Origin of the sequence: Microbacterium sp. H1-D42 (assembly GCF_022637555.1) — a bacterium.
Taxonomy (GTDB): Bacteria; Actinomycetota; Actinomycetes; order Actinomycetales; family Microbacteriaceae; genus Microbacterium.
This window is the reverse complement of sequence record NZ_CP093342.1, coordinates 2,521,978-2,539,115: the sequence shown is the minus strand read 5'-3', so window position 1 is coordinate 2,539,115 and position 17,138 is coordinate 2,521,978. Positions and strand designations below refer to the sequence as shown.

Annotated in this window: 18 protein-coding genes; 9 read left to right on the top strand and 9 right to left on the bottom strand. The window is 68.8% G+C overall.

Annotation, left to right across the window (positions count from 1 at the left end; genetic code table 11):
- Positions 1 to 15: 15 nt before the first annotated feature.
- Both MNR00_RS12185 and MNR00_RS12180 read right to left on the bottom strand, forming a co-directional pair.
- Positions 16 to 849, bottom strand: a complete 834-nt coding sequence (locus tag MNR00_RS12185; protein WP_241926185.1) for an alpha/beta hydrolase-fold protein — start codon at positions 847 to 849, stop codon at positions 16 to 18.
- 46 nt (positions 850 to 895) lie between these two features.
- The gene (locus tag MNR00_RS12180; protein ID WP_241926184.1) at positions 896 to 1,771 is read right to left on the bottom strand and encodes an SDR family oxidoreductase; all 876 of its coding nucleotides are present in this window, start codon (positions 1,769 to 1,771) and stop codon (positions 896 to 898) included.
- Positions 1,772 to 1,958: 187 nt separating this feature from the next.
- Between MNR00_RS12180 and MNR00_RS12175 the strand changes: the two genes are divergently transcribed.
- Positions 1,959 to 3,647 carry an MFS transporter gene (locus tag MNR00_RS12175; RefSeq protein ID WP_241926183.1) on the top strand — a complete coding sequence of 563 codons (1,689 nt, stop codon included), beginning with the start codon at positions 1,959 to 1,961 and terminating at the stop codon, positions 3,645 to 3,647.
- A 25-nt stretch (positions 3,648 to 3,672) separates the two neighbouring features.
- Positions 3,673 to 4,269: a gamma carbonic anhydrase family protein gene (locus tag MNR00_RS12170; RefSeq protein WP_241926182.1), complete on the top strand. Its 597-nt coding sequence runs from the start codon at positions 3,673 to 3,675 to the stop codon at positions 4,267 to 4,269.
- Positions 4,270 to 4,360: 91 nt separating this feature from the next.
- Here the strand turns inward: MNR00_RS12170 and gdhA are convergent, their stop codons facing one another.
- Positions 4,361 to 5,728 carry an NADP-specific glutamate dehydrogenase gene (gdhA, locus tag MNR00_RS12165; RefSeq protein WP_241926181.1) on the bottom strand — a complete coding sequence of 456 codons (1,368 nt, stop codon included), beginning with the start codon at positions 5,726 to 5,728 and terminating at the stop codon, positions 4,361 to 4,363.
- Positions 5,729 to 5,850: 122 nt separating this feature from the next.
- Positions 5,851 to 8,514 carry a phosphoenolpyruvate carboxylase gene (locus MNR00_RS12160; RefSeq protein WP_241926180.1) on the bottom strand — a complete coding sequence of 888 codons (2,664 nt, stop codon included), beginning with the start codon at positions 8,512 to 8,514 and terminating at the stop codon, positions 5,851 to 5,853.
- 68 nt (positions 8,515 to 8,582) lie between these two features.
- On the opposite strand from MNR00_RS12160, the gene nhaA reads away from it, so the two are divergent.
- Together nhaA and MNR00_RS12150 are read left to right on the top strand one after the other, a co-directional pair.
- A complete protein-coding gene (nhaA, locus tag MNR00_RS12155; protein ID WP_241926179.1) occupies positions 8,583 to 9,767 on the top strand; it encodes a Na+/H+ antiporter NhaA in 1,185 nt (394 codons plus the stop codon).
- A gap of 97 nt (positions 9,768 to 9,864) precedes the next feature.
- Positions 9,865 to 10,482: a MazG family protein gene (locus MNR00_RS12150; protein WP_241928842.1), complete on the top strand. Its 618-nt coding sequence runs from the start codon at positions 9,865 to 9,867 to the stop codon at positions 10,480 to 10,482.
- 227 nt (positions 10,483 to 10,709) lie between these two features.
- Here the strand turns inward: MNR00_RS12150 and MNR00_RS12145 are convergent, their stop codons facing one another.
- A complete protein-coding gene (locus MNR00_RS12145; protein WP_241926178.1) occupies positions 10,710 to 11,006 on the bottom strand; it encodes a type II toxin-antitoxin system PemK/MazF family toxin in 297 nt (98 codons plus the stop codon).
- Between the two features lie 25 nt (positions 11,007 to 11,031).
- Positions 11,032 to 11,259 (bottom strand): hypothetical protein, encoded by a 228-nt coding sequence (locus tag MNR00_RS12140; protein ID WP_241926177.1) that lies wholly within the window; start codon positions 11,257 to 11,259, stop codon positions 11,032 to 11,034.
- 77 nt (positions 11,260 to 11,336) lie between these two features.
- Here MNR00_RS12140 and hisS point away from each other — a divergent pair, with 77 nt between their 5' ends.
- Entirely contained in the window at positions 11,337 to 12,602 is a 1,266-nt protein-coding gene (gene hisS / locus MNR00_RS12135; protein ID WP_241928841.1) for a histidine--tRNA ligase, read from the top strand.
- Between the two features lie 196 nt (positions 12,603 to 12,798).
- Here the strand turns inward: hisS and MNR00_RS12130 are convergent, their stop codons facing one another.
- On the bottom strand, positions 12,799 to 13,296 hold the full coding sequence (locus MNR00_RS12130) for a VOC family protein (protein WP_241926176.1): 498 nt from the start codon (positions 13,294 to 13,296) through the stop codon (positions 12,799 to 12,801).
- 102 nt (positions 13,297 to 13,398) lie between these two features.
- On the opposite strand from MNR00_RS12130, the gene MNR00_RS12125 reads away from it, so the two are divergent.
- On the top strand, positions 13,399 to 14,169 hold the full coding sequence (locus tag MNR00_RS12125) for a helix-turn-helix domain-containing protein (RefSeq protein ID WP_241926175.1): 771 nt from the start codon (positions 13,399 to 13,401) through the stop codon (positions 14,167 to 14,169).
- A gap of 3 nt (positions 14,170 to 14,172) precedes the next feature.
- Here MNR00_RS12125 and MNR00_RS12120 read toward each other — a convergent pair whose 3' ends face one another.
- Entirely contained in the window at positions 14,173 to 15,399 is a 1,227-nt protein-coding gene (locus MNR00_RS12120; RefSeq protein ID WP_241926174.1) for an amino acid permease, read from the bottom strand.
- A gap of 100 nt (positions 15,400 to 15,499) precedes the next feature.
- On the opposite strand from MNR00_RS12120, the gene MNR00_RS12115 reads away from it, so the two are divergent.
- Genes MNR00_RS12115 through MNR00_RS12105 form a run of 3 tightly spaced genes read left to right on the top strand, consistent with a single transcriptional unit; the run spans position 15,500 to position 16,756 of the window.
- Entirely contained in the window at positions 15,500 to 15,754 is a 255-nt protein-coding gene (locus MNR00_RS12115; RefSeq protein WP_241926173.1) for a hypothetical protein, read from the top strand.
- On the top strand, positions 15,751 to 16,311 hold the full coding sequence (locus tag MNR00_RS12110; protein ID WP_241926172.1) for a hypothetical protein: 561 nt from the start codon (positions 15,751 to 15,753) through the stop codon (positions 16,309 to 16,311). Before MNR00_RS12115 ends, MNR00_RS12110 begins: the two co-directional genes overlap by 4 nt.
- 55 nt (positions 16,312 to 16,366) lie before the next feature.
- Entirely contained in the window at positions 16,367 to 16,756 is a 390-nt protein-coding gene (locus MNR00_RS12105) for a DUF5655 domain-containing protein (protein WP_241926171.1), read from the top strand.
- Between the two features lie 6 nt (positions 16,757 to 16,762).
- On the opposite strand, the gene MNR00_RS12100 is transcribed toward MNR00_RS12105, so the two are convergent.
- The gene (locus MNR00_RS12100) at positions 16,763 to 17,014 is read right to left on the bottom strand and encodes a DUF4442 domain-containing protein (protein WP_241926170.1); all 252 of its coding nucleotides are present in this window, start codon (positions 17,012 to 17,014) and stop codon (positions 16,763 to 16,765) included.
- Positions 17,015 to 17,138: the final 124 nt, after the last annotated feature.

Below are 17,138 nucleotides of genomic sequence, written 5' to 3'. Positions count from 1 at the left end.
GGCGCTGGGCGCTGGTCACCGCCACAGCCATCGGAGTGCATCCGGCAACAGCACTCCACCGTGTTCGGGGCTGTGGCCTCCGTCACCGACCACGAGACGGACGTCGTGACCGGTGCGCGTCAGTGCCGCACTCGTCTCGAGCGTCTCGGCGAACCAATTGTCCTCGGGGTCATTCCAGCCGATGTCACGGTGCGCTGCATGGAGCAGGACGCGCAGGTCCCGTCTTGCGCCTCCGTGGAGCAGAGCAGGGTACGGATTGCCTCCCGGCATCTGCGCGAAGCTCGAGTTGAATGCGATGACGCGACCGATGGCATCTGGTCGCTGCCACGCGGCCGTGAACGCGGCATTGCCGCCCGAGCTCCCGCCGCAGATTCCGCGATCGGATGCCAGCGGAGAGATCGCATGAAGTTCAGCGACCAGGGGCAGCACCTCATCGAGGAGGAAGTCCGCGTAGCGCGAGTCGAAGGCGTCGTATTCGATGTTGCGGTTCTTGGGCCTCTCGGATGCGGTCCGGATGCCCGGATCCACGAACACGCTGACCAACGGCGGTATAGCTTCCTGGGCGGCCAGATTGTCGAGCACGACGGCGCCGCGAACGGCAGCATCCGGATCGAGGTACCACCAGCCGTCATTGAAGAACATCGCAGATGAAGGCGCAGACGAGTCGTGAACGGCCGCGGTATGCACCCAGACCGTGCGTGTGGTGCCCGGAAAAGTGCGGGAAGCCTCGATCGTGAAGCGCTCGATGTGTCCGGGAGACACGCCAGGTCGCGGTGCCGAGTCGGGTCCGTACGCATACGTCACGGCATTCGGGTCGAGTGGAATCGATGTGTAGGGCACTGCGGTCACGTGGTCATCCTGCCATTCGGGTTGCTCGGTCACGCCGTCCGCGCAGTCACCGCAGCGCGAAGCCGCCGTCGCTGGTGAGCACCTGCCCGACCACCCACGAGCCGGCATCCGTGCACAGCCAGCCGATCAGGCGCGCCGGGTCGTCGGGGCGGCCGAAGCGGCCGAAGGGAGTGGATGCCAGAAACTCGGGCACCCAGTCGAGATCACGATCTGTGGTGTCGGCGTCGAGATAGCCGGTGTTCACCGGCCCCGGATTCACCGTGTTCAGCACGATCCCGGCATCCAGCAGCTCCGCCGCGGCGGTCTTCGTCACCCCGGCCAGCGCCGCCTTGCTCGTCGCATATGCGACCTCGCCGCGCATCGGTCCGTCCCCCTGGCCCGAGGTCATCCAGATCACGTGTCCGGTGGGCTTCTCGAACGGTCGGGCCGAGGCTGTTCTGTCGCCTGGTCGCGCGCTGGCAGCATCCAACTCCCCGAACCGGGTGCGCACGCGCCGCGCGAAGCCGGCGGTCAGCAGCAGAGATGCACGCGTGTTGGTTCGCCAATGAGCGTCGAGGCTGTCGGCCGTCAGATCGAACACGCTGCCGTCACCGCCGCTCAGCGCCTGGTTGCACACCAGGATGTCGAGCGATCCGGTCAGATCGGCGGCAGCATCCAACAGCGTCTCGATCTGGGTCGGATCGCGCAGGTCCGCCGCGCGGTCGCCGAAGGCGGCGCTGGGGATGAGCGAGGAGCGGATGCCGTCACGCACGGCATCCAGGTCATCCCCGCCCCACGGCTGGGCGGTGTCGTGCGCCTGGAAATGGTGAACGAACACGTTCGCGCCGAGCGCGGCGAGCTCGCAGGCGACGGCGAAGCCGATGCCCTTGCGGCGGGAAGCGCCAGTGATGAGGGCGGTGCGCCCCGAAAGCGGCTGCGGCATGGTGGGTCTCTCTGTTGAAGCTGACGCGTCGAAGGGTGACGGTAGAAGGATGAGGCGCGCCGAACGGCGGCCCTGAGTGGCGACTCACCTGCATTGCATGCCCGCCAGGCTAGCAGGGCGCGGAGCCCGCTCGTCGAGGCAGCGCTCGCCCTGGTGGCCCAGTCCGCCGAGGGTCTAGAGTCGCGACATGGGGCCTCGGGCGAGCCGGGGACGCTTCGGCGATGCGGTCGAGGCATTCTCGAGCAACTGGCGGAACGTCAATCTGCGTCGCGCCCAGCTGAGTTTCTTCGGCGCGTGGGCTTCGGAGTGGGCGTTCACCGTCGCGCTGGGCATCGTCGCGTATGACGCCGGCGGGGTCGTCGCGGTGGGGCTGGTCGGGATGCTGCGGATGCTGCCATCGGCGGTGCTCACGCCGCTGCTGGCTCCGTTCGCCGACCGCGGCAGGCGCGAGCGGACGCTGATCGTGGTGTCTCTGATCCGCGCGGTGACCACCGGTGCGGCGGCAGTGATCGTGGCACTCTCCGGCCCGGTCGAACTGGTCTACGTGATCGCGGCGGTGACGACGGTCGCGTCCACCCTGTTCCGTCCCGCCCATTCCGCTCTGCTGCCGACGCTGTGCCGCACCGGACACGAGTTGGCCAGTGCGAACGTGGTGCGCGGGATGCTGGATTCGATCGCCACACTGATCGGGCCCCTCGGCGCGGCGGTGCTGCTCGCGACGACCGACGTGTCAGTGGTGTTCGCCGTCGCGGCCGGCGCCTCGCTGTGGGCGGCCCTGCTGCTGCTGCGCGTGCGCTACGAGGCCCCGCCCCGTGACACGCCGGCCAGGCGACCGCACCTCATGACGGAGGTGGCCGACGGGTTCCGCGCGCTTGGCGCCAGCCCTGACCTTCAGATCATCACGGCGCTGATCCTCGCGCAGACGTTCACGCGAGGTGCGCTCTCGGTCTTCTCGGTCGTCGTCGCGATCGAGATGCTGGGCATGGGCGACGCCGGCGTCGGAACGCTCATGGCTGCCGTCGGGGTGGGCGCCGTGCTCGGGTCGATGGCCTCCTCACTGCTGGTCGGCTCGCACCGGCTCGGCGTCTGGTTCGCGGTGGGCGTGGGGCTGTGGGGGCTGCCATTCGTCCTGATCGGGTTGTTCCCGCAGTGGGCGGCTGTGCTGGTGCTGCTCGCCGTCGTCGGCACCGCGAATGCACTGATCGACGTCGCCGGGTTCACCCTCATCGGGCGGTTGGCGCCCGATGCCGTCATGGCCCGCGTGTTCGCGGTGCAGGAGAGCATCATCGCGGTCTCCATCGGCGTCGGATCGATGCTGGCGTCCGGGCTCATCGAATGGATCGGGCTCACGGCAGCGCTGATCGTGATAGGGGCGATCTGTCCGGTGCTCGCGGTGGCGTTCTGGTGGCGGCTGCGTCGTCTCGACGCTTCGGTCGGTGCGCTCGACGAGCAGGTGCAGCTGCTGCAGCGCGTTCCCATGTTCGCGCCGCTGCCTCTGCCCGCGATCGAGCACCTGGCCCGAGGGATCGACCCGGTGTCGGTGCCGGCGGGCACGACCGTCTTCGCGCAGGGCGACATCGGCGACCGGTACTACCTGATCGAGTCGGGCGAGGCCGAGGTGATCGGCGACGGCCGTCTGGTGGCGACGCTCGGCGCGGGGGAGGGTTTCGGTGAGATCGCCCTGCTGCGCCGCATGCCCCGCACCGCGACGGTCATCGCCCGCACTGCGCTGCGGCTGCGGGCTCTCACTGCCGAGCGCTTCACGGTGTCGGTGCTCGGATTCACCCCGAGTGCGGCGGCAGCAGCATCCGACATCGACAGCGAACTGGACCGGTTCTCGCCCGGCAGCGCGCCCGAGGAGTCCTCCGCCGGCTGACGACGATGGCGACTAGTCTGGCGGCATGATCTACGAGCACCTCGGGGCTCGGCCCCGCATCCATGACACCGCCGTCGTGGCGCCGACCGCTGTCATCTCGGGTGACGTCGAGATCGGCCCGGACTGTCAAGTGCTGCACGGTGCGGTGATCACGGCCGAAGGCGGCCCGATCACGCTCGGCGAGCATGTGATCGTGATGGAGAACGCACTGATCCGAGCCACCGCGGCCAACGCCGTGCACATCGGTGACCACACGCTGGTCGGCACGCTCGCGAGCATCGCCGGCGCGACCGTCGGGCAGGAGGTGTTCTTCGCCTCGGGGGCCCGCGTGTTCAACGGCGCGATCGTGGGTTCGCACTGCGAGATCCGCGTCAATGCGATCGTGCAGCGGCGGGCGGTGCTGCCGGAGGGCACGGTGCTGCCGATCGGATGGGTCGCAGCCGGCGACCCCGTGCAGCTGTTCTCACCGGATCAGGCCGACGAGATCGCCGCGGCGATGCCCGATCTGGACTTTCCAGGGCACGTCTTCGGCGTCGATCGCGACACCCCCGACCTGATGGTGCAGCTCACCGAGCGCTACGCCAGCTCGCTCTCTCGCCACGCCACCGACAGCGAGCTCTGACCTCCGAACGCGAGAAACCACTTCCCGCCTGAGAAACACGCCGGGGCGTGATGTCTCAGCCGAGAAGTGGCTTCTCAGCGGATCGCAGGGTTCAGATGACGCCCTGGGCGAGCATCGCGTCGGCGACGCGCTCGAAGCCTGCGATGTTGGCGCCGGCGACGTAGTCGCCAGGAGTGCCGTAGCGCTCGGCGGCGCGGAAGGACGCGTCGTGGATGTCGGCCATGATGTCGCGCAGCTTCTGCTCGCTGTCGGCGAAGTTCCAGCGCTGACGCGAGGCGTTCTGGCTCATCTCCAGCGCCGACGTGGCGACGCCACCGGCGTTCGCGGCCTTGCCTGGTGCGAACAGCACTGCGGAGTCTTGGAATGCGCCGACGGCCTCGGGCGTCGAGGGCATATTGGCGCCCTCGGCGACAGCGCGCACGCCGTTCGCGATCAGGATCTGCGCCGACTCGAGATCCAACTCGTTCTGCGTGGCGGACGGGATGGCGATGTCGACGGGCGTCTCCCAGACGTTGCCGCCCTCGACGAAGCGTGCACCGGGGCGACGCTTCGCGTACTCGACGATGCGGCCGCGCTCGACCTCCTTGATCTGCCGAAGCAGCGAGAGGTCGATGCCGGCGTCGTCGACGATGTAGCCCGACGAATCGGATGCTGTCACCGCGCGAGCTCCGAGCTGGGTGGCTTTCTCGATCGCGTAGATCGCGACGTTGCCAGAGCCCGAGACGGCGACGCGCTTGCCCTCGAGGCTCTCGCCGTGCACGGCCAGCATCTCCTGCACGAAGAAGACCGCGCCGTAGCCGGTCGCCTCGGTGCGCACCTGGGCACCGCCCCAGCCGATGCCCTTGCCGGTGAGGATGCCCGATTCGTGACGGTTCGTGATCTTGCGGTACATGCCGAACATGTAGCCGATCTCACGCCCGCCTACGCCGATGTCACCCGCGGGAACGTCGGTGTGCTCGCCGATGTGGCGGAACAGCTCGTTCATGAACGACTGGCAGAAGCGCATGACCTCGGCCTCGCTCTTGCCGTGCGGGTCGAAGTTCGAGCCGCCCTTGCCGCCGCCGATGCCCTGACCGGTGAGCGCGTTCTTGAAGATCTGCTCGAAACCGAGGAACTTGATGATCGAGATGTTCACCGAGGGGTGGAAGCGCAGTCCGCCCTTGTACGGCCCGAGCACCGAGGAGTACTGCACGCGGTAGCCGCGGTTGACCTGCATCTTGCCCGAGTCGTCGATCCACGGCACTCGGAAGATGATCTGCCGCTCGGGCTCGACCATGCGCTCCAGCACGCCGTTCTCCATGTACTCCGGACGGCGCTCCAGCACGGGGCCGATGGAGTGCAGCACTTCGTGCACCGCCTGGTGGTACTCCGGCTCGTTCGGGTTGAGCGCGAGGACCGAGTCGAACACGGGCTGTGCGGCAGCGCTGAGCGGATGGAAGACGGCAGTGGTATCGGTCACGCGGGAAGCTTTCTGGGAGTGGGCATGAGAGTGCGATCGTGTCGCGCGATGCTTCGCCGGATCAGGCAGGAGATTTCACTTTAGCGTGCGTGATCGAGAGCGAAGAACGTGAGTCGGTGCGCTCACCCGGTGTTCTGCAGGCCGGCGGCGACGCCGCTGACCGAAAGCAGCAGCAGCCGCTGCAGGTCGGGATCGGCGGTGGGGGCATCGGCGTCGGCCCGCAGCGCCCGCAGCGCCCGCAGCTGCAGCAGCGAGAGGGCATCGACGTACGGGGTGCGCAGCTGCACGGCCCGCTGCAGGATGGGCTTGTTCTCGAGAAGATCCGCACCGCCGGTGAGGCGGATCACCCATTCGCGGGTGAGCCTCAGCTCGTCCAGCACGATCGCGGCGAGGTCGTCGCGGTCGCCCAGGGACAGGTATTCGCCGGCGATGCGCTCGTCGGTCTTCGCCAGGCTCATCGCGACGTTGTCGACCATGGTGCGCAGCAGCGGCCATTCACGGTACGCCTCGATCAGCGCCTGCTCATCGCCGACGGCTTCGAGAGCTGTGCCGAGACCGAACCATCCGGCGAGATTGATGCGCGCCTGTGTCCAGGCGAACACCCAGGGGATCGCCCGCAGGTCTTCCAGCGACTCCACGGAGAGTCCGCGGCGGGCGGGTCTCGAGCCCAGCGCCAGCAGCCCGACCTCTTCCATCGGCGTGACGGTCGCGAACCAGGGGGCGAAGCCCTCGGCCTTCACCAGCGAGAAGAACCGCTCGCGGGAGGCCACGTCCATGACGCTCGCGATCGCGGCGAATCGCTCTGCCGCGCCGCTGGTGCGCGCCTCGACGCTGGGGGAGGAGGCCAGCAGCGTGGCTGCGGCGACCTGGTCGATGTGCCGCATCGCGATGGCCGGTTCGCCGTAGCGGGCGAAGATGACCTCGCCCTGCTCCGTCAGTTTGAACCGACCGTCGACCGAGTGCGGCGGCTGGGCGAGGATCGCCGAGTTGGCGGGGCCGCCGCCGCGACCGAGGGCGCCGCCGCGGCCGTGGAAGAGCGTGAGTCGGATGCCCGATTCCACCGCCCACTGCGCGATGTCGCGCTGCGCCTCGTACAGGGCGAGGTTCGCAGCCACCGGGCCGACGTCCTTGGACGAGTCGGAGTAGCCGAGCATCACCTCGAGGCGATTTCCGGTGGCAGCCAACCTGGCGCGGAATTCGGGGAACTGCACGACCTCGGCGAGGATGCCTGGGGCCGCCTGCAGGTCGGCGAAGGTCTCGAACAGCGGTACGACATCGAGGACAGGTGCGTCGTCACCGAGCGCGTACTTCGCCAGGCGGTGCACGTTCGCGAGGTCCTGGGCGGACCGGGTGAACGAGACGACGTAGCGGCCGGCGGCCCGCATCCCGTAGCGGCGCTGGATGTCGGCCACGGCGCGGAAGACCTCGAGGACCTCGTGTGTCCGCTCGCTGAGCTGCCCACCGGCGTCGAGTTCGGCCAGCGCTTCGGCGTGCACCTGCGAGTGCTGGCGCACTTCGAGCTCGGTGAGGTGGAAGCCGTACGTCTCCACCTGCCAGATCAGATGCTGCATGCCGCCGAACGCATGGCGGCGCGCACCGGCATCCGACAGCGACGACTGCACCGCGCGCAGATCGGCGAGCAGCTCTTCCGGGGCGCTGTATGCGCCCGTGGTCTCGGTGCGCGTCGCGTGCACCCGACGCACGATCGCGAGCATCGCCCGGCGGTGCGGCTCGGACGGCGAGCGCTTGGCGATCTCGCCGGCGAGCGGCGGATGCTGCTGTGCGAACTGCTCCCAGATCGCGGTTACCTGCGCACTCGGGGGAGTGCCGTCGGCATCGAGGGTGAGGGTGCGGCCGATGCGCTCGATGGCGCGCTCGAGTCCGCGCAGCACGTGGTCCGAGGCGATCTCGGCGGCCTCGCGAGTGACCGACGCGGTCACGAAGGGGTTGCCATCGCGGTCGCCGCCCACCCATGAGCCGATGCGCACGAACGCCGGAACGACCGGGGCAGTCGAGCCGGACTCCTCGCCGCGCAGCGCATCGTCGATCCGGCGATACACGTGCGGCACGGTGGTGAACAGCGTCTCATCGAAGACACCCATGACCGTGCGCACCTCGTCGGTCGGACTCGGCTTCTCAGCCCGCAGCGGCGCGGTGCGCCACAGAGTGTCGATCTCCTCCAGCATGCGGCGCTCGGCTCGACTGTCCTCGGCGCCGCCGGGGCTGGCGAGGTCGTGCTGTGCGAGCAGATCGGAGAGGCGTCGGATGCTACCGGACACCGCCCGACGACGGGCCTCGGTCGGATGAGCGGTGAAGACGGGGTGGAAGCGCAGCTCGGCGAGGCGCTCGCGGGCTGCCTCGTCTCCGATCTCGCCGCGGAGCTTCGCGAAGGCGGTCGCGACGGTGTCCGCAGCGTCCTCCCGGCCCGGCTGCCCTGCCCGCTCGCGCAGGACGCGCACGCGCTGGTGCTCCTCGGCGAGGTTCACGAGGTGGAAGTAGCAGGTGAAGGCGCGGGCGACCTCGTCTGCCCGCTCGATCGTGAACGAGTCAGCGATCGCGGCGGCACGCTGGAAGGCCTCGCTGTCAGCATCCGACGCCTGAATCGTCGCCAGGCGCAGCCGCTCGACGTCCTCGAACAGTCCAGGCGTGCCCGATTCGCGCAGGACCCGCCCGAGCAGCCCGCCGAGCATGCGGACATCGCTGCGCATGGCTTCGGGGATGCCGTTCGACGCCTCGAAGCGGGTGATGACGCGGATGGCTTCGGTATTCGTAGGCTCGGGGGACATCCTTCGAGCGTATCCCCGCGACGAGCGACTCCTGTGCCACGTGACGGCGTCCGCATACGATGGAGTGGATGCGCATCTCGGACAATCCTCTGCGCGGGCAGCAGTTCCCCGCGGCTCTTCTTCTCATCGCGGCAGGTCTCGGCCTGCTGCTGGCGAATCTGCCCACGCACGACGGCATCGCCGCCGTGCTCGACGCGCATATCGCGATCCCCGGCACGTCGCTGGACCTGTCGGTCGCGCACTGGGTGTCGGACGGTCTGCTGGCGATCTTCTTCCTCGTGGTGGCGATCGAGCTGCGGCACGAGCTGACCCATGGCGAGCTCGACTCGCCGCGCAAGGCAATGCAGCCGGCGATCGCGGCGGCGGGCGGCGTGCTCGTGCCGATCGCGGTCTACCTGCTGTTCGCCGGTGCCGATCCCGCGACGGCCGGCGGCTGGCCGATCCCGACTGCGACCGACATCGCCTTCGCGCTCGGCGTGCTCGCCATGTTCGGCAAGGGTCTGCCGTCTGGCGTTCGGGTGTTCCTGCTCGCGCTCGCCATCCTCGACGACATCATCGGCATCATCTTCATCGCCGTGCTGTTCGCGCACGACGTCGACTGGCTGATGTTCGTGCTCGCCGTCGTCGGCGTCGTGATCTTCGCGCTGCTCAGCCGCATCGTCGCCAAGAACGGCTCCTCGGGGATCGCCGTGCTGATGGGCGTGATCGGGATCGCTACGTGGGGCCTGATGGCGGCATCGGGCATCCACGCCACCATCGCGGGCGTGCTGCTCGGGCTGTTCATGTCGCCGGCTCCCGCCGAGAAGCTGCGGCACGGGCTGGAGCCGACGGTCAACGGCGCGATCCTGCCGGTGTTCGCGTTCGTCGCCGCTTTCGTCGTGATCCCCTCGGTGCCGATCTCGGACCTGTCTCCGTCCTTCTGGGGAATCCTCGTCGCCCTGCCGGTGGGCAAGATCCTCGGAATCGGGCTGTTCGGCTGGATCGCGATGCGCATCAGGCCCCGTGGCTCTGCCCCCGCGCTGGTGCTGCCCGATCTGCTCGCAGCGGGAGCGCTGGGCGGCATCGGATTCACCGTGTCGCTGCTGCTGGCGAACCTGGCGTTCGCTCGTGATGAGCTGCTGCGCGACGAGGCCATCCTCGGCGTGCTGGCCGGTTCGCTGATCGCCCTCGTGCTGTCGGGCTTCATCGTGTCGGCGCGGGCGCGGCACTACCGCCGTCTCGAAGCCGCTGCGGACACGTCAGCTGCGGAGTGAGGGGAATCCGGTGACCGATCCGCAGCAGGACGCCGGATCCGTGGGTGAGCCGAGCCCACTGCACGTGCCTGACGCGCTGCGCACCGCCGCCGAGACGATGCGTCAGGTGCGCGAGAGGTGCGTCTGGTCGCAGCAGATCACGCACCGCGACCTCGTGCCCTACCTGATCGAGGAGTCGCACGAGGTGATCGACGCCGTCGAGACGGGTTCGCAGGGCGAGCTGCGTGAGGAACTCGGCGACCTGCTCTGGCAGGTGCTGTTCCACTCCGCGATCGCAGCGGAGGACGGCGCCTTCGACATCGACGACGTGGCGCGAGGGCTGACCGAGAAGATGGTGCGGCGGCATCCGCACGTGTTCTCGGATGCTGTCGCGACGACGCCCGAAGAAGTGCTGGTGCACTGGAACGCCGCGAAGGCCGCTGAGAAGCGCGCGCGGACCAGTGTGCTCGACGGCGTGCCGTCGGGCATGCCCGCGCTCGCACGCGCGCAGAAGGTGCTCGACCGTGCAGCCCGCGTCGTGGAAGGCGCCGCCGACGTGACGGAGCAACAAGGGGACGAAGGTGCTGCGCTGCCAGCATCCGAATCCGCCCTCGGCGACGCCCTGCTCACGCTCGTCGCGCACGCCGACGCCAACGGCTGGGATGCCGAGCGCGCGCTGCGCGAGCGCACCCGCGCCCTCGAAGACGAGGTGCGCGCCGCGGAGTCCGACGCCTGACGGGGTTGCGGGCGCTTGAGCGTGCGCCGGTGCCCGCCGGATGCTGCGGCGGGGAGCCAAATGTCGGTTCTGAGGGCGCGATAGCCGACATATGGCTCCCCCCGCCAGGGCCGTCGCAGATGATCAGGACGCTCTCGATCTCCGCCCACTCGGCGAAGCGATCGGCCGACGGTGCAAACAGAGGAATCCGTCCATCATCGGGGATCACTCAGGGGCTCGCGACGTGCTCACAGATCCAGATGATCCCTGAGCCAGTTCCGAATCTGTAGGAAGGTCGCTTCGTTGACCCGGCCGAGGTCGCCGTGCAGTCGATCGCGTGAGACGGCGCGCAACTGCTCTGTCATCGCCCAAGACGGCTTCCCTAGACCTCTGATCTGAACATGATTCGGCCAGCGACGGTCCACAGAGGTGACAGGCACGATGATTGCGAGGGCGTCGACCACGTGAAGGTATCCTCCGCCTGCGACGACCACAGCGGGGCGGCGGCCGGCCTGCTCGCGGCCCACCGTCGGGTCGGGGTCCATCCATACGATGTCACGCGGCGCGAGTTCAGGCTTCGGCGGCACGGTCCCACCACTCGGTTTCCTCGCGGTAGCTCTGCCATTCGTCCGGAGTGGTCTGAGCCATTGCCTCGCGCAGCTGCTCGAAGCGGTGGGCACGCAGTTCTCGCTCCAGCAGCTTCTCCAGATACGAACCCAGGGTGCGGTTCTCGGCCTGCGCCTGTTCCTTGAGCCGGTCGCGCAGTTCGGTGGAGACCTTGATCGTCGTCGTGGTCATACTTGAAGTATACCGAAACGGATACTCGTCTGACCTGGAAAGATGGGTGTGTGGCAAACGTGAACCCGCCGCGCGGCATGCGCGACTTCCTCCCCGCTGACAAGGCCCGCAGAGAGCGTGTGCTCGCCGTCATCCGCGAGCGCTACCGCGCCCATGGCTTCGATGAGATCGAGACGCCCGTCGTCGAGGAGCATGGCCGGCTGCACGCCGGAATCGGCGGAGACAACGAGAAGCTCTCGTACAGCATCCTCCGCCGCGGACTCGATGCCGATGGCATCCGCGACGCCGCCGACGACCCCGCCGCGCTGAGCGATCTCGGTCTGCGCTACGACCTGACGGTTCCCCTCGCACGCTTCTACGCGACCAACCGCGGCCAGTTGCCGACGGTGTTCCGATCGATCCAGATCGGGCCGGTGTGGCGGGCCGAGCGTCCGCAGAAGGGGCGCTACCGCCAGTTCGTGCAGTGCGACATCGACATCATCGGCGACGACTCGGCACGCGCCGAGGCCGAGCTGATCGTGGCATCGATCGACACGATCGATGCGCTCGGGCTGACCGGTGGCATCGTGCGCGTCAACGACCGTCGCGCGCTGGATTGGATGCTGGATTCCTTCGGCTTCACCGAAGATGAGCGACCCGGTGTGCTCATCACGATCGACAAGCTCGACAAGATCGGCGCCGAGGGCGTTGCGGCAGAGCTCCGCGAGCGCGGCGTCACGGCGACGGCCGTCGACGCGTTCGAGTCCTTCTTGAAGCGTCCGATGACCATGGAGTACAACCCGTATGGCGAGCGGCAGATCCGCAAGGCGCTGCCGGAGGGCGCGCCGGACGAGATCGTCGCGCACCTCGTCTCGCTGGGCGAGTCGGTCACCGCGGCCCGGCCGGACGCCGGCGAGCCGCCGCTCATCTACGATCCGTTCCTGGTGCGCGGCATGGGTTACTACACGGGCACGATCTTCGAGCTTGCGCACCCGTCGGTGGATTACTCGCTGGGCGGCGGCGGACGCTACGACGGCATGATCGGCCGTTTCCTCGGCCAGCAGGTGCCGGCTGTGGGCTTCTCGATCGGCTTCGAGCGCATCGTCGACCTGGTCGCCGAGGTCGAGGCCGAGGCCGCGCAGGCGGTCGTGCTGGTGCACGACGGTGACGTGCCGGTCGCCGAGCTGCTCGCGCACAAGGCCGCGCTGCTGCGCGAGAACGGCGCCGCGCGCGTGCGCCTGGAGCGTCGCCCCAAGAACCTGAAGGCACTGCTCGAGCGCGCCGCATCCGACGGCTACACCGGATTCGCCTCGGTGCGCGCCGGCGACGCCGTCGGCCGGCTCGAGGTCAAGCCGCTGTCCTGACCCGGTCCCGGGGGTGCCGCGGTCGTCTGATGCCGGGTTCGCCGCTTGAAATCAGGCGATCCGCCCGCACAAGGTGAATCGCACGGAAATCGGCCTTCCTCCGGCGGATCGCCTGATCTCGGCAGGCCCTCAGCCCGGTTCGGCGCAGCTCGGTCAGGCCGAGGTCAGCCGCGGTCAGGCCGAGGTCACCCCGCGGTCACCCCTGCTGTGCGGCCCACTCCGCCACGCGGGCGGTCGACTCCTCCTCAGAGAGGTCCTCGACACGGCTCATCACCGACCAGCGCACGCCGAACGGGTCGCGGATGCTGGCGAACCGATCGCCGGAGACGAAGTCAGACGGTGCTTCGCGCACCGTTGCGCCGGCTTCGACCGCGCGGGCGACGACGGCATCCACATCAGGCACGTACACGCCCATCGAGTAGCAGTCGTCCCCGCCCTGCGGCGGAGCGACGAGATGGTAGTCAGGCGAGGGCTCGCCGAGCTGCAGCATCCCCTTGCCGAAGTCGAGGTCGGCGTGCACGACTACGCCGCTGAACTCGGTGACGTCGACGACCCGCGCGCCGAACACATCGCGGTAGAACGCGATGGCCTCGGCCGCGCCGGGGATGGCGAGGAAGGGAGTGAGTGAGGTCGCCCCGTTCGGGCGGCCGTCGGTCGTGTGGATGCCGGTCAAGCCGGCGGTCTGAGTGGTCATGCCTCGACCGTACGAGCGCGACCGGAGGCGGCGCTTGAAGATTCGCGACACGATGTCGGTCCACCAGACACGATGTCGGTGCCCGCGTCTAGCGTCGAAGACGTGATCGACGCGCGACGAGGGGTGCTGTTCCCCGATCGGATGCCGCAGTTCCATCGGCTCGCTCCGACGCCCGCCGCGGCCGAGCTGGTGTCGTGGTTCTGGATCCCGGAGTGGGACCTGCCTGCCGGTGCGGTCTCGCGACAGGACGTCGTCGCCTACCCCGCGCTGAACCTGGTGATCTCGTCAGAGGGCGCGCAGCTCGTCGGTCCGACGACGAAGGCCAGCTTCCGCGACCTCACGGGACGCGGCTGGGCGGTCGGTGCCCTGCTGCGCCCGGCGGGGGCGGCCGCGCTGACCGCACAGCCCGCCGGGCTGCGCGATGCGGAGATCTCGCTGTCGGCGCCCGCTCTGGTAGATGCGGTGACGGCGGCGATGGCCGGACCCGAACGACTGACCAGGGTCGTCGAGATCGTGTCGGCCTGGCTGGCGGAGCAGAAGGGCGTGATCTCGGATGCTGACCGCGATGCCAACAACATGGCGGAGGTCCTGATGACCGACGACAGGGTGCGCACCGCTGAGCAGGCGGCCGCCAGCCTCGCCATGTCGCTGCGCACGCTGCAGCGGATGACGCATCGGTACGTGGGGCTGCCGCCGCTCATGATGATCCGTCGTCGCCGGCTGCAGGAGGCGGCGCAGCGACTGCGTGATGACCCTGCCAGCGACCTCAGCGCTCTCGCCGCTGCGCTCGGGTACGCCGACCACGCTCACCTGACCGCCGACTTCCGCACCGTGCTCGGTATGCCGCCGACGCGTTACAGAGCGGAGCAGTGAGGCTCAGCGGGTCACCCTCACCCGCAGCATCCGATAGCCGACGCCGATGAGCACCACGGCGAAGCCCACCAGTGAGGCGATCGGTGGCAGCGTGTTCGCCAGCAGCAGGCATCCGAGTGCGCCGACGATCTGCAGGAAACGGGGATAGCGCCGCGCCGCGCCCGTCTGGCGGTACGCCGCCGCGTTCGCGATCAGGTAGTACAGCAGCACCCCGAACGACGAGAATCCGATCGCATTTCGCAGATCGGCGATGAGCACGATGCCGATCACGATCAGTCCGATCACGATCTCTGCGCGGCGCGGCACCTGCCAGCGCTCATCGATCCTGGCGAGGAACCGCGGCAGGTCTCCTTCACGCCCCATCGCCAGAGTCGTGCGCCCGATGCCGGTCAGCAGAGCCAGCAGCGCCCCGAGCGAGGCGGTCGCCGCGGCCAGTCGCACCACGGGTTCGAGCCACGTCCATCCCGCAACGGCCACGACGTCTGAGACCGGATGCGCGCTGCCGATGGCATCCGAGCCCAGCGTCAGAATCACCGCTCCGGCCACCAGCACGTACACGACGACAGCACCCGACAGCGCCAGCACGATCGCGCGGGGGATGGTCCGCGCCGGGTCGACGACCTCTTCACCCATGGTCGCGATGCGCGCATACCCCGCGAACGCGAAGAAGAGCAGCCCAGCACCCTGCAGGATTCCATAGGCGGTGGCATCGGGCAGGGGAGCGGGGGTGGCGGACGGCGCCGCGGTGAACCCCGCCGACACGACGACTGCGAGCCCGATCAGTGAGACCACGACGAGGATCCGCGTGACCAGTGCCGTGCGCGTCACACCGAAGCAATTGACCGCGACGAGTGCGGCGACCGCGATGACCGCCACCGGCGTCCGCCATGCCTCTGGCGCGGCATAGGCGGCGAAGGTCATCGCCATCGCCGCGCAGCTGGCGATCTTTCCGATCACGAAGCACCAGCCGGCGATGAACCCCGACCACGGGCCGATCTCGGCCCGTGCGTATGCGTAGGTGCCGCCGGCGACCGGATGCACGGCCGCCAGCTGCGCAGACGAGGTCGCGTTGCAGAATGCGACGACGGCGGCGACTGCGAGGGCGATCAAGATGCCGGACCCCGCCACTCCGAGAGCCGGCGCCCACACGGCGAAGACGCCGGCGCCGATCATCGAGCCGAGGCCGATGGCGACGGCATCGACGAGGTTCAGACGGCGTGCGAGGGGCATTCGATCATCGTGCCACCGGATGGTGAACACCTGGTGTCCGGCGTGCAGGTCTGTCAAGTGATCGTTGACAATCTAGCCCTGTCAACGATAGGTTGACGCAATGACCAAGACCACGGCGCTCTCCGCCACATCCATATCGCGCATCCGCATCGTTGCGATCATCGGCATCGTCATCGGACTCCTCGCCGTGCTCCTGGCCGCCGGACTCGACTGGTCCGGATTCGGCGGGGGGCTGGCGACGGGCGCCGGGATCGGCGTGATGCTGGTCAGTGTGTACTTCTGGGGCTACGCGAACGGAGTCGGCCGACCCCTGTCGCGCAGCGGCTGGCGGCCGAGCGCGGATTCAGTGCAGTGACCGACCTGGCTGATGCCGTCGCGCGTGCGGTCCTCACTGAAGCGGGTGTCGAGGATGCAGCATCCGACTCCGCCGCCGACGTCGCGAGCGGCCTCGATGCTGACGCGCATCTCGCCGTGATCACCGCAAGCGCTCACGCGGAGCAGCTGGCCGCGGGCATGCTGCATCGCGCCGTCATCGCCGCGCGCGGTGCCGGCGTGAGCTGGGCGCGCATCGGCGAGCGCCTCGGCATGAGTCGTCAGGCGGCGCAGCAGCGATTCGGCGGGCAGGGTGACGTGGTCGACAGTGACACGGAGCGGTGGCTGGGTCCGGTCACCGCATTCGATGAGATGGCAGAGCTCGCGCTCGCCGGTCGCGAGGGCTGGCACACTGTCGAGGCGGGGATGCTCGCACATCGGATGCTGCGCACCGACACCCGCTGGGAGCATCGCCGCACGCTGTGGCGGGGGCCATCGGCGAGAGAGGTCGAGAGCGGCTGGCAGATCGGCTGCCGCGCCTTCCCTTGGATCTACCTGGTGCGCGACATCGGCATCCCGGTCGCAGATTCGGCGGACTGAGCCGGTGTCGACCCGCGCTCCCAGTCGTGTCCCCGGTCACGGATAGCATCACGCCATGGAGAGCCGGGAAGGGGATGTCGAGCAGCACCTGTCCGGTCGGCCGCCGCAGATCGTCGCGCTGTACCGGCGCTTCATCACGATGGCGGAGGAGTGCGGGCCGTTCACCTATGCCGTCTCGAAGTCGGCGATCACGCTGAAGGGGGAGCGCCGAGGGTTTGCGGGCGCGGCGCTGAGTGCGACACACCTCAAGGTGTATCTCGACCTGCCGCGGCAGATCCCCGATGATCCGCGGCGAGTGCGCTCCGATCCGTACGGCAAGCGACTGTTCGTGCACCACTTCCGCATCGCCGCCGTCGACGAGCTCGACGACACGTTCCGCGGCTGGCTGAGCGGGGCCTACGAGGTCGGGCAGGGGATGCATCTCGCCGGACCGACGATCCGGTGAGGCTGCTCAGTCAGCTGAGCCCCTGGCATCCGTCACCCGCTTCTTCTCGCGCACATAGACCTCGCGGCGCACGCGAGCCACGACATCTCCGGCGGCGTCCGTGATCTCGGTCTCGAACCACTCCAGCACCTTCGCTCCGCCCTCGGCGCGCTCGCGCAGCTCCTGCGCCTTCTCGGGTGGAACATGGAAGTGAGCGGTGAGCACTCCTCGCCCCGGCTTGATGAACTCGATCTCGCCGCGTACTGGCGGACCATTCATATTCGAACTGTGACATATTCCACGAGCACGCGCGCATCCGAAATGATGCGGATCGCCACTCACCCCCTCTGTTGCCGGGCGGCAGCGCACGACAGCAGTTCCCTGGCGAGTAAGGCGGCATTGT